Source organism: Verrucomicrobiia bacterium, from assembly GCA_035495615.1.
GTDB lineage: Bacteria > Omnitrophota > Omnitrophia > Omnitrophales > Aquincolibacteriaceae > DATJFP01.
This window is the reverse complement of the sequence record DATJFP010000058.1, coordinates 1-12,598: the sequence shown is the minus strand read 5'-3', so window position 1 is coordinate 12,598 and position 12,598 is coordinate 1. Positions and strand designations below refer to the sequence as shown.

Here is a 12,598-nt window from a genome sequence, read left to right as displayed (position 1 = left end):
ACACTGATGAGGGCGCGTTCTATTTTGACGTTCGGCATTCCTGTCCTGCCTTTTTCTTGAAGAGACCGTGGATTTTGCGGGTTATGGGTCCCGGGACCTGGCCGATTCGCCGGCCGTCCACTTCCCGGACGGGGAGGATTTCCCAAGAGGTGTTGGTCAAAAAAACTTCGTCCGCGTTATAAACGTCGTGGCGGGTCATGGGCGTTTCTTCGAAATCCATGTCTCGCGGGAGCACGCATTCTATCACAAAACGCCGGGTCACGCCATTCAAGATTCCCCGCGCGGGCGGCGTTAACACCTTGCCCCGCTTCACGATAAAGAGATTGCCAATGCTCACCTCCGAAACAAATCCCTCGGCATCGAGAAACAGGAGCTCGTACACGCGCGGCCCGGTTTCGAGAGCCGCCATGACGGCGTTTTTATAATCGCTGGTCTTGGCCTGCGGCGCCGCGGCATTGGTCAGCGAGCGCCGCACCACGGTGGTTTTCAAGGCCACGCCTTTTTCGTAGAGATCCGGCGCATGCTTCCTTTGTCCCACGAGCAGGAAAATTTTTTCGCCGTACACCGTGAGCCGCAAAAAAATGTCTTCGGACGTCCGCAGCTTTTTGTCTTTGCGGAACGCCTGCACCGCGCCGCGGATCTCGCGGCTCAGCGCGGAAACCGTGGCCGGAAGCTTCACGCCCGTCGTGCGCGCGGACTCGCAGAGCCGGTCCAGATGCTCACGCTCGCGGAACACGCACCCGCCGTAAGTCCTGAGACTTTCGAAAATACCGATGTCGTCCGTGCCTGTCAGGGGCGGCAATTGCGCGGGAGAGATTTTTTTTCCGTTTTGGTAGACGTCGAAGGTCATGATTTCACGCGCTTGCCTGCTATCAAGTGTTTATCCTGCATTCGGGCCATGGGGACAGGACTGAAGTCCTGTCCCCGTCCATGCTGACGGGGAGTCAATGCGCTTGCCTCGGCCAGCGCCTGGATCAGCGCCTCGCCCTTGTGAAGCGTTTCTTCATATTCGCGGCCCGGATCGGAATCGTGGACAATGCCCGCGCCGGTCTGAAGCTGGCCGCGGCTCCCCTGAAACACCAGCGTTCGGATCACGATGTTGAGGTCCAGATCGCCGCGGAAATCCAGGTATCCCAGCGAACCCGTGTAAAGCCCGCGCCGCACGGGCTCCAGCTCGTCGATGATTTCCATGCAGCGCACTTTCGGGCAGCCCGTGATCGTGCCGCCGGGAAACATGGCGCGGATCAGATCAAGGCCGTCTTTTCCTTTGGCAAGCCGCCCCGTGATCTTGGAGACAATGTGGAGAACGTGGGAATATTTTTCGACCTTCATCATTTCTTCCACGCGCACGGTTTTCCAGTCGCAGACACGCCCCAGATCATTGCGCTCGAGATCGACCAGCATGAGGTGCTCGGCGCGTTCCTTTTCACTCGCGAGCAATTCCTTTTTGATCGCGCTGAGCGGCCGGCCCGCGACGCGCGGGCGCGTTCCCGCGATGGGCCGGGTTTCGCACATCCGTCCGCGCTTGGCCACGAGCCGCTCGGGTGAGCTGGAAATAATTTCCACGCCGCGCACCTTGAAAAAAGAAGCGAACGGTGAAGGATTGATCGCGCGCAGGCGCTCGTAAAGCTTGAGCTTCGAGCCCACGCAGTCAAACGTAAACCGCTGGGAAAGATTGGCCTGATAGACGTCGCCGGCCGCGATGTAATTTTTGGCGCGCCGCACCCTGGACTCGAACGCGCTTCGGGAAACGCCCGGACGGAAATTGCGGATTTCAAAGGCCTCGCCGGCCTCAGCCCCCTCGTCTTGGAACGCCTCTTCCATTTTCTGGAAGGCTTCGCCCGCGCGCCGGCCGTGCGTCACCAGAGCATAGACTTTGCGGCGGTGATCGTAGACGATGACGTCGCGGAAAAACCCGAGGTACAGCCAGGGAAGCCCGGCGCTTTCTTTGGGGCGGAACTTCACGCGCTCGAACAGCGAAATCAGCTCATAGCCCCAGTAGCCCACGGCGCCGCCGCAAAAAAACGGGTGGGAAACCGGGCCCGTGAAACGGTGTTTGCGGAGCAGCCTGCGCAGGACGTCGAAGACGCGGCCCGCGGGCGCGGAAATTTTTTCGGCGCCGGTGACGATCACGCGGGGTTTTTTCCCGGCGGGATCCGGAATCGTCACTTCGATAAAGGGATCCGCGGCAACGTAGGAATAATGCTGGTCGGGCGGCGCGTAGCGGATGCTGTCCAGGAAAAAGCAGGAATCCGAACGGCGGTAAAGCGCCTGGAAAATTTCCCACGGGGATTTGGAAGATTTGAATTCGCGGATTTGAGGGACCATGACCGGCCCTCTCCCGGGCCCGGGAGCCGGAACAAACGGCTGTTTAGCTCTTCGATTGGGCTTCGATGTTTTTCAGGTACTGCAAGTAGTCGGAATCCGTGGACATGACCATGCGTGAGCCCTTGAGCGTGGACGAATAGCTTTCCAGCGTGGACACGAACGAATAAAAGCCCGGGTCTTTCGAAAAGGCATCGCCGTAAATGGAAGTGGCCTGCGCGTCGGCCTCGCCCTTGATTTTCTGAGACGCACGGTAGGCCTCGGACGTGATGCGTTTCAGCTCTTTGTCCTTCTGCCCTTCGATCTCGGCGCGGACGCCCTGGCCTTCGGAGCGCAGCTGTTCCGCGGCGCGCGTGCGCTCGGAGACCATGCGGTCGAAGACTTTTTTCTGCACGCTCTCGATGTAATTGATGCGTTTGATGCGGAGGTCGATCAGCTCGATGCCGTATTCCTTCACGACCTTCTTGGCGGTCTCGAGGATCTGGCGCGTGATTTCGTTGCGGCCGACTTCGACCTTGTCGTAATCCATGGCCTGCGCGTCTTCCGGGTCCTTGTTCTCCGGCTTGAGAATGTCGTTCGTGCTGCGCACGACATCCACGAGGTTATGCCGCGTGATAAAGTTACGCGTGATGCCATCCATGATATCGTCAAGCCGCGACTGCGCGTTGCGCTCGCTTTGCACGGTCTGCAGGAAGACCAGCGGGTTCTCGATGCGCCAGCGGCCCGTGATATCCACCCAGATGAACTTCTTGTCACGCGTCGGCACTTCCGACGGATAGCCGTCCCAGTTCAGGATGCGCTTGTCGAAGCGGTGGATTTCCTGCACGAACGGCGTCTTAAAATGAAGGCCGGGATCCTGGATAGGGGCTCCCTGCGGCTCGCCGAACTGCGTGATCACGACCTGGTCGGTTTCGTCGACCACGTAAAGAGAGTTGAGGGCCACGATGCCCGTCACGGAAAGGAGAATCAGAAAGATCGCGAGGCCCGCCTGTTTCATCATTGTTCGTTCCCCTCTTTCCGTCCGGGATTCAGATTGAGCAGCGGCAGCACGCCTTTTTCCTGGTCGTCCATGATGAGCTTGTCCTGCATTTGAGGGAGCACGTCCTGGACCATTTCGAGATAAAGCCTGCGCTTGGTCACATCAGGCGCGCCTTTGTAAGCTTCCCATTGCAGCAAAAACCGGTCCGCGTCGCCCTGGGCCTTGTTGACGCGCTCCACCGCATAACCTTCGGCTTCGCGCTGGACCTGCTCGGACTGGCCCTTGGCCTTGGGGATGACGCGGTTGTATTCCTCCCACGCATTATTGATGAGCTTCTCTTTTTCCTGCCGAGCCTCGTTGACCAGGTTGAACGACGGCTTCACTTCGTTCGGCGGCGTCACGTCCTGGAGGATCACGTTTTCCACGGCAATGCCCGCGCCGTAACTGTCCAAGAGGTCCTGCAGCATTTTTTCCGCTTCGCCCTGGATGGTCACGCGCCCGGCGGTCAGCACCTGGTTCACGGTGTGGTCGCCCACGACAAGGCGCATCACGGCTTCGGACATGTTGCGGATCGTCTCGCGCGGCTCGCGCACGCGGAACAAATATTTGACCGGGTCTTTGATCGTGTACTGCACGATCCATTCCACGACCGCCACGTTCAGGTCGCCGGTGAGCATGAGCGACTCTTCGAGAAACGGGTCCGGCCCGCGCATCTGCCGCGTCATGCGCATCTGGCCCTGGGCGGGGTATTCGTCGCGGCCTTCATAGACCGTGCGCACGCCCGCGCGCATGGTGCGGAACCCGAACTCTTCCTTGAACACGTGCGTGACTTTCACTTTTTTGGCGGTCTCGACGCCGAAGGGAAGCTTCATGCGCAGGCCGGGAGGCTCCGTCCTCACGTATTTGCCGAAGCGCTGGACGACAGAAACTTCGTCCGGACCGACCTCGTAAAACAGCGTGCCCGCGGCCGTGAAGACGAGCATCATGGCGAAGAAAGGAAGCATCCACGGGCTCCAGCGGAAAGGGGGCAGCTTATTATGGTCGGGAAAATTGACGTCCATGCATCCTCCTTAAAGGAGCGGGGTCAGATCGCCTTTTCGTCGTGCTGGAAAAAAAGCAGGCCGCTGGCCAGTTTCGGATAAAAGTAGGTGGACTTCTGGGGCATGAGCTCGCGCACTTTCCCCATCTCGCCCAGGACGCGGACCTGGGGAGGCTTCAAAAGAAAGGCGGCCTGGACTTTCTTGTCGCGCACTTCGGCAAGCGACTCCGGGTCCGAATGCGTGAACTTGAGCTGCGTTTCCCATCCGGCCTCGTCGATGCCGAGAATGCCTTTCAGGATGAGGTACGCGCAGATGTTCACGTCGAGCCTGTACCACACGTCCGGTTTTCCGGCCGGCATCTTCGCGCGCGCCTTCTTCTCGTCCTTGAGCGTAAGGAAGTAACCGGTGTTCGCGTCCGTCACGAAGCCGAGAACCGAAGCGTCCTGCGGCGCGGCTTCCATCTTCGGCATGACTTTTTCCGGCTCCATTTTTTCGACCGTGAAAAATTCCTTGAGCGCGTCCACGGTTTTGGCCGCGTCGAAATTTTTGACGCCTGTGATCAGGCGGTGCGTGGGAAAAAGAACAAGCCCCGAATCTTCGAAGCTGACAAGCGCGGTATAAACGAAATCCGAGGCCAGAAGCTTCGCGGGATTGCCCAGCTTCTTGCGCTGCTCCTGCGCGTGCTCGAGCGAAATCGTGTAGCGGTGATGGCCGTCCGCGATGTAGACGCGCTGCGCGGCCATGGCCTTGTGGATTTTCTCGCAGGTCGCGCTGTCGTCGATGGACCACAGCTTGTGCTGGACGGCATCCTCATCCACGGCCTCGAAATACGGCTTCTGCGCCGCGATTTTCGGGAGAAGCCCCGCGACCTGGCCGTCCGCGTCTTCATAAAGCCCGAAGATCGGGGAAAAATTCGCCTGCGCGGCCTGGATCAGGAATTTCTGGTCCGCGCGCGCTTTCGCGAGGGTTTTTTCGTGCGGGATCACGATATGATTTTCGAAAGGCTCGAGCTTCAGCGCGCCGAGAATGGCGTAGCGGGTCAGGCTCCGGCCGCTGCGCGGGTCCTTGAACTGCTGCTGGTAAAGGTCAAAGCGCGGCTTGCTGTCTTGAACCAGCGTCCCTTCTTCGCGCCACTTCTGGAAAAAATCGCGGGCGCGGGTGTAGCGGCTGTTGGTTTCCGTGTCCGAGTCCTGGATCTGGTTCAGGATGAGACGGATACAATTATAAGGAGACTTGGCGTAGAGCCGCTGCTGGACCTCGGGCGAGATCACGTCGTAAGGCGGCGCGATTACTTCGCTCGGGCGCACTTTCTGCGTGTCGTAGCGCCACGCGCGGAAGGGGCGGAAGTCGGCAAGGGTTTTGGTTTTTGCGTCCATGGAGGTCGTTTCAGGCATGGGGCCGATAGTAGCACAAGAGTTTTTCTTTGACAAGCCGTAGCGCCCCCACTAGCATAGGGGTTCTAACTGCGACTCAGCAAACGGGTTAAAAAAATGTCCTTTTTCTTCCGGCACATCCAGCATCTGGTCCGTTACTTCGCGATCCTCGGCATCCTGGTCTTCGTCGCTTACTGGATGCAGGCCGCGGGAGGCGTCTCGCTCGCCTTGATCGGGCCGATCATTTATCTCGCCCACATTCTGAAATCGGCCATCAGCGTTCACGTTTCCGCGCTGCCGGATTCCGCGCAGGTGAACGATTTCGGATTCCTGCTGCCGCTCTGCGTCGTTTACTACACGCTGATCGGCTTTCAGATCAAGCAGCTCTGGAACGAGAGCGGCATTGCCCGGACGCTGACGCTCGTCACGCTCATGGGCTTTCTGGTCTTCATCCACTTCTTCGCCTGGAAAAACCTCACCGGCTACTTTCTTCCCAACGCATAATCAGCGGACGACCGCGCCGTCGGAAATCGTGCGCTCGGGGGTCACGAGCGTGAGGTTCGCGCCGTCTTCGGACGCGGCAAGGAGCATGCCCTGGGATTCGACGCCGCGCAGCACCGCGGGCTCGAGATTGTTGACCACCACGACCTTCTTCCCTTTCAGCTCGTCCGGCCCGTAATAGGCGCGGATGCCGGCCACGATGGTCTTCTTTACGTCGCCCACCTTGATGCCGAGGACGTACAGCCGATCCGCATTCGGATGAGGCTCCACGGTCTCGATCTCCGCGATCCTGAACTCCAGCTTCTTGAAATCTTCGAGTGTGACTCCCATAGTCTCTCCTTTGTGGCCTGGGGGAGGCCGAAAAGACTGCCATGATAGCACTTCGGCTCTAGGTCCAAAAGATTTTTTATCCTCAATGAACCGCCGATTTTACCGATAATTCATCCATGCTTCGTGACCTCGTTTACCCCAAAATCCAGGGTTACCTCAAGATCGCCGCGATCTTTCTGCACGAGAAAGGCTTTACGCCCAATCAACTTACAATTGGCGGCATGGTCCTCACGCTCGTCTCCGGCCTTATTTTCGCCCAGGGCCACCTGTTCTTCGGAACGCTCGTCATGACCATCGCCGGCTTCGGCGACATGCTGGACGGCGCGCTGGCCCGCGAGACCAAGCAGGTGACCAAGTTCGGGGCTTTCCTGGATTCCATGACCGACCGCTATTCGGATTTTTTTATTTTCGGCGGCCTCGCCGTCCACTTCGCAAGGCAGGCCCATTGGGGTTATTTTCTCCTGATGCTCGGCATCTTGTGCGGCGCGTACGCGGTCAGCTACGCGAAAGCGCGCGCCGAGAACTTCATCGAAAATTGCGGCGTGGGCATTTTCGACCGCCCCGTGCGCATGATCGTGCTCGGCACCGGCGCTGTCCTCACCTTTCTTTTGCCGCTGTGCCTGTGGGTGCTCTTCATCGGATCGCACGTCACGGCGCTCCAGCGCATCCTTCACACCGAAAAAGCCCTGAACAAACCCAAGACCATTCCTCCCGTGTCATGAAGCGCAAGGCAAGGCCGCTCTTCTTTTTGGCTCTCGGTCTGACGGTCACCCTCGGCGGATCGCCCTGCGTCTGGGCCCAGCGCTCCCCGGCTCCCGAAAATATCTACGCGCTCGTCAACCGCATCGAGATGCAGCGCTACAACTGGCTGGGCTACAAAGCCAGCGTGAAGCTGAACTTCACCACGAACCACGGCCAGACCGCGACCTGCCAGGGCACGCTCACCTATCTCCGGCTCGAAGAAAAAATCCTGCTGCAATGCTACAACTCGAACAAGAACACGCTTTTCGTTTTCAAGACCAGCGACCTCGACTTCGAGCTCTTCATGCCCATGCAGAAGACGCTCTACCAGGGCAACATCTTCGACCTCGAATTTTCCGACGACGTGGACAGCCACATCAAGCCGTATGATCTTTACCGCGCGCTGAAACCCATGATCATCCCGTTTGGCAGCGTGCGCCTCGAATCGCGGGACAAACTGCTCACGACTTTCGTGGTCGCGGAAACGCGCAAAGGCGAAACCTACTGGGGCAGGCGGGTCACGGCCAATGAAAAAGGAGACGTTCTGTTGGAGGATTATTTCGACGCGGACGGCAATCCCACGCTGGCGGTCAAACGCGAGGATTATAAAAAGGTAAGCGGCAAAGGCTACATCACCAAGGATCCAGTCCGTTTCCCGCGCCGCATCGTGATGCGCAGCGAGAAGGACGGCACCCAGACCGAGATTCTTTTCATCAAGATGGACCTGATCGAAAAACCCATCTCCGCGAATTGGAAAATCCTCGTCCCGCCCGGCACCCAGACCCTCGCCTTCCCCAAATTCCAGCCCGAGGCCGCGAGCTTTTAGGCCGCCGCGGGATTACGCGGCGGACGCGAAAGCAAACTCGTTGTTGTACTCGCGGGCCAGCCCTGCAAGAAAAGGGTTCACGACATAGAGTCTGCCCCGGCGTGAAACGCCATTTTGAAAAATGATTTGATTGGGATCATAAGACAAGGCGACCGCAATCGTGCCCGGCCGGTCTTCCATCATGGCAAAAAACCGGACTTCCCGCAGGGCCGCGGCGCCGTAAACGCCGAGATCGCGGTCCGGCCGCACCAGCGCGACAATCCCCCGCCCGCGCAGCGCCGCGCCCATCGAACGGAAAACTTCGGCGCCCGAAGAAGCCGTGAACGTCACGTTGGAGAATCCTTTGAAAACTTCCCGGAAATAAAGAAAGCGCTCATGGCCGGCCGCGGCGTCGTGAATCACAAAGCGCACTTCGCTTCTCTGGCTGATCGTCACCGCGGCTTCGCGGATTTCATCGGGCGTAAACGTCAGCAGGTCCCGGAAATCAATCAGCGCGGCGCCGGGCAGCTTGCGCGGCGTATAAAAAATACCGGTGTCCGTCCTCAACTCCCCTCGCTGCTTCGGGTGCCTCGGATCGAGCGAACGGAATTTTGTCGCGGCCAAGGCGCGTGAATCCGCGGCTCCCTGACCCGTGATTTGATTGTAGTGCTGCGCTCCCGAAACCGCGCCCGATCTCAGGGCGAGCTGGGTCTGAGGCGGCGGGACCAGCGCGGCGTCATGGACCGTAATCATGAGCGTGTCCTGATAACCTGAAGGAAAACCGCCGACGCCCATCTCGAGGCTGAAGGTCTTCGCCGGATAAGCGGCGGCAAGATAAGCGCGGAAGGCGTCCAGAACAACCGGAAGATTGCCCAAAATTTCGATAGAGAAAATTTCCACGGGAGCCGCGTCCGGGCGCGCGCGCACCGCGATCGCTTTTACCAGTCTTGGCGTGTGCACCGCCGTGAGGTTGATTTTCTGCCCGCCATGCTCGACCGTTTCGACCAGGGCCAGCGGCTGCTTTGCGCGGGGGTCCCAGCCGCGGATCATCTCCGCCGCTTGGGCCAGCATTTCATCAAGCCCCGAAGCTTCCGTGCTCTGCTGCGGATAAGCTTCGTAATGCCGCAGGGTATTTTTAAACACGGGCTGCGGGCCGCCGGAAACGGAACGTAATTCGGCGCGGGGTAAGGCGAGCGTCAGAAGAAACACCTGCCGCGGATTTTCGAATAAACGATCCGCCGCTGAAAAAAGAAAACTACCCACTGAAGACGTGTCGAGGGGCAGGCGCGCCGATTCGCGGCCCAGGACCTTGACCGTGTACTGCGCCAATTCAAAAACCCGGCGTGAGGTTTTCCGGGCGGCCACCACAAAAATGCCGTCCGCAGCGAGCCTCGTCCGGGCCCGGTTGACAAGCTCCACAAAAGAACTTCCCTCCATCATGACGCCCTGATCACGCCACCACTCCGGCACATCTTCGGTAAGGTTTGGAGCATTGAAGGAAATAAAATCGTACCCGGCCTGGTTTTCCAAATTCGCGAATTCGCGCCTTTCCTCGACATGAAAAATGCGCAGAACGCCCCGTCCCTCCACCGCAATCTCGATCTTTCCCTGCGTTCTGGAAATCCTGTAATTCAGATTCGACTGTTTCAGCAGCGCTTCGAGATTGAGCGCGGTATTTTCGACCGCTTTGGCATTCACATCGATGAGGTCCAGATGGAACGCCTGCGGACGAATGTCGTTCAAGAGCCTTCCGAGGATGACCGAGCCGTCCAGGCCCGTGCCCGTTCCGATCACGAGGCCGCGCACGTTTTCACGGCCCCGCAGCGCCGCGGCCCTCGACTCGATCGCCGGCAGCAGCCCATGCTCGATGAAATCCAGAGACTGCGAAAAGGATTTTGCGCTGAATCCCTTTGTAATCCGCGGGTACACGCCCTCGACCGCCGCGATCTTTTTCAGCGGCAAAAATTCGCGGTCCAGCGTCACTTCCACCGTCGAGAGAAACGGCTTGCCGCTGCGCTTGAAAAGATAAATGCCATGATCCGGGTCCGTTTCCACGAGGTCGAAATAACCGGCCGCCTGGATGTCGCGGATGAGACTTCCAAAGTTTTTGGTCACCAGGAATCGCGCGCCGGGACGCATGTGCTCGCTCAGGGTGTCGAGCATTTTCAATTCCGCGGCGGAACCGGTTTCCCAATAGTTGATCAGATCGGCCTTTTGAATTTCCTCCGCGAATTCAGGAGCGTTGAAGTTTCCCCGCTCGAGCCGCACGCGTTTTTGGGTGCCGGCGGGAAGCGACTCGCGCACCTGCACGCTTTCATTGAAAAGCCTTTCGTCGAATTCGATTCCCAGCACTTCGGCCTGTTCATTGGCCATGGCAAAGGCGATCACCATGGCGCCCTGCCCGCTGCCCATGTCGATCACGCGCTGCGGTCCGTATTGCGCATACTGAGTCAGGGGCTCGATGTGGCTGCTGAGCGTCGGCCTGAAAACACCCACGCCCGTCGGGATATGTTCGTCCCGGAAAGGAACGCGCGCGCTTGAAAACTGCAGCCGCACCAGGTCTTCGATAAACATCCGTAGTTCGGCGCGCTCGGGGCGATGAGTGTCTTGCTGTTCGGCACGCGGCTGCAAAAGGGCTTCTATTCTCTGTTTATAGCTGCGGAGTTCTTCGGGAGGGACGGAACCCGCCGCATCTTTTTCGACTTCGTTCAAAAACCAAAGCAGCGATTCCGCGGCATCGTACGCCTTTTCCCGCTTCACCTCTTCTTCCACCTTTGCGATCGAGCTCTTGATGTGATGCCATTTCCCGGCGGCCGCATAAGGCGCGGCCTGCAATTCGACAAAGGGCCCGCCGTGATGACCCGCGAGCGCCAATCCGAACGGTTTGAGATACGCTTCCAGCTTGGACAAATAATCCGCCGCTTTATTCCCTCCCCAGACCATGGTCATGTCCAAGCGCACGACCGCATGCCTTTCCGGCGCACCTGCGAGGAGCTTTGCAATCTGCGCCAAAATCGGCCGCAGATCGGTTTCCGTCATCAGAACCGAACCGGTGCTGGGCAGCAGCTTCATCGGAAGGGTGACGTTCATGGGCTGGAAAGTCGCGCGGTCGCCGGGCTTCGTAATGACCGGCAAATTAAAAATCAGCGTCTTGATCTCCGGGGATTCGGGGATGCCGTCTTTGACTTCGATCTCGACCGGAATATTTTCCGGCACCTGCCGGGTCTCTTTCGCATAAGAAATATTCAGGCTGCCGAGGATTTTGAGCAGGTCATACAGCTCCGAACCCTTGACGGCTTTCGCGCCGTAGAGCATGGAAAGCAGCGAATCGATGCCGGTGCCGGTGCCTCCGATGCCCACCACGCCGTCAAAAAGTTCCGGGCGGGTTTCCCGCAGGCGGAACAAAAGCTGCTGAAAATCAAGGCTCCCTTTTTGGTCCGGTCTGAGAAAAATGTCCGTCTCTTTCGGACCCTGGACTTCCATGATCACGAAAAGGGAAAGCAGCTCTTTCCCCATCCTTCCGGAAAGCCGCCGCTCCTCGCCCACCCAGCGGCTTTCCCGGCCCGTCAATTGCGTCAATGTGAGCTTTTCCAGCGTGTGGTACTGGACCACCTGTTTTTTATAAACCATGCGGGAGACTTTTTCGGCCTGCCGCGAGGATTGACGCTTCGCAAATGTAAAATCCAGCGCCGTATCGATAGGCGCGGACAATTCCGAGAAATCGAAATAACCCGTGATGGTCTTGAACTTGAACAGGATGCCGTAGGGAACGCCTGTGTTCTCGTCCCGTACGAGGTAAGCGTCCTTTTCGATCATGCTCTCATCGAATTCCGCGGCCAGTCTTTCCCCAATGGCCGACCCGATCGCAGTTTTGTACATGTCGAAGAAAAACTTCTGTCCCTCGGGCTTTAATGCGAACCGGAGGAAGGAAGGATCGGGGCGCTCTGTGGAAGAAGTCCCCATCGTGTTCAAAAACTGATCGAGCGTTTTAGGGGCGGCGCGCAACTCGGCGCGGCCCCAGCGCCCGCCCGCGCGCACGGCGGTAATGTTTCGAGAGGCGTCGGCTTCGATCCACAGGTTTGTGGCGTCATTTTTCGGAGCGGGCGATGTCACGGGCGGCTGCCAGTAATCCACTTCCCAGTACCGGATGGCGCGCTCGATCTGTTCGTCCGTGAATTCGCGCTTGCCGCTGGTTTTGGCCTGATGCTCGTCCTGCTGAATGCGCCCCGCGATCATTCTCTCCACGGACGGCCTCGGAAACGCGAACAGCGCGTCAAAACGGTCGAAGACCGGTTTGTACTTCGCCATCTCTTCGGCCACAACCCTTTTCAAACCCGGTTCCACCTGCGCCGCGTCGATATCCGTATTCGCCCCGGTCAGCCAGCCTTCGAACACAAAAACGCCGACCTTGCCGCGCACGGTGACGGGCGGCTCGTGGTCGTCCTTCAATTTGCTGAAACGCGGCAGCTCGATCGCCGAATCGGGCCCGCTCGATTCCATTTCA

General features: G+C 58.8%; 10 protein-coding genes. 3 read left to right on the top strand and 7 right to left on the bottom strand.

The features are described from left to right. Nucleotides 1-19: 19 nt before the first annotated feature. The 5 genes from VL688_07565 to VL688_07545 are packed head-to-tail and all read right to left on the bottom strand — an operon-like array spanning nucleotide 20 to nucleotide 5,720. Nucleotides 20-850: an aminotransferase class IV gene (locus tag VL688_07565; protein ID HTL47906.1), complete on the bottom strand. Its 831-nt coding sequence runs from the start codon at nucleotides 848-850 to the stop codon at nucleotides 20-22. Next, entirely contained in the window at nucleotides 847-2,328 is a 1,482-nt protein-coding gene (locus VL688_07560; protein ID HTL47905.1) for an anthranilate synthase component I family protein, read from the bottom strand. The genes VL688_07565 and VL688_07560 overlap by 4 nt, the downstream gene beginning before the upstream one ends. 43 nt (nucleotides 2,329-2,371) lie before the next feature. After that, complete coding sequence (gene hflC, locus VL688_07555; GenBank protein ID HTL47904.1) at nucleotides 2,372-3,325, bottom strand: protease modulator HflC; 954 nt, start codon at nucleotides 3,323-3,325, stop codon at nucleotides 2,372-2,374. Then, on the bottom strand, nucleotides 3,322-4,365 hold the full coding sequence (gene hflK / locus VL688_07550; GenBank protein HTL47903.1) for an FtsH protease activity modulator HflK: 1,044 nt from the start codon (nucleotides 4,363-4,365) through the stop codon (nucleotides 3,322-3,324). The genes hflC and hflK overlap by 4 nt, the downstream gene beginning before the upstream one ends. Before the next feature lie 23 nt (nucleotides 4,366-4,388). Further along, nucleotides 4,389-5,720, bottom strand: coding sequence for a DUF1015 domain-containing protein (locus VL688_07545; GenBank protein HTL47902.1), 1,332 nt, complete (start codon nucleotides 5,718-5,720; stop codon nucleotides 4,389-4,391). A gap of 114 nt (nucleotides 5,721-5,834) precedes the next feature. Between VL688_07545 and VL688_07540 the strand changes: the two genes are divergently transcribed. Next, on the top strand, nucleotides 5,835-6,221 hold the full coding sequence (locus VL688_07540) for a hypothetical protein (protein HTL47901.1): 387 nt from the start codon (nucleotides 5,835-5,837) through the stop codon (nucleotides 6,219-6,221). Here the strand turns inward: VL688_07540 and VL688_07535 are convergent, their stop codons facing one another. Further along, nucleotides 6,222-6,548 carry a hypothetical protein gene (locus VL688_07535; GenBank protein ID HTL47900.1) on the bottom strand — a complete coding sequence of 109 codons (327 nt, stop codon included), beginning with the start codon at nucleotides 6,546-6,548 and terminating at the stop codon, nucleotides 6,222-6,224. A gap of 116 nt (nucleotides 6,549-6,664) precedes the next feature. Here VL688_07535 and VL688_07530 point away from each other — a divergent pair, with 116 nt between their 5' ends. Both VL688_07530 and VL688_07525 read left to right on the top strand, forming a co-directional pair. Further along, the gene (locus VL688_07530; GenBank protein ID HTL47899.1) at nucleotides 6,665-7,270 is read left to right on the top strand and encodes a CDP-alcohol phosphatidyltransferase family protein; all 606 of its coding nucleotides are present in this window, start codon (nucleotides 6,665-6,667) and stop codon (nucleotides 7,268-7,270) included. Beyond that, on the top strand, nucleotides 7,267-8,115 hold the full coding sequence (locus tag VL688_07525; protein HTL47898.1) for a hypothetical protein: 849 nt from the start codon (nucleotides 7,267-7,269) through the stop codon (nucleotides 8,113-8,115). Before VL688_07530 ends, VL688_07525 begins: the two co-directional genes overlap by 4 nt. Before the next feature lie 12 nt (nucleotides 8,116-8,127). Here VL688_07525 and VL688_07520 read toward each other — a convergent pair. Next, on the bottom strand, nucleotides 8,128-12,598 hold a 4,471-nt coding region (locus VL688_07520), incomplete at its 5' end, for a hypothetical protein (protein ID HTL47897.1).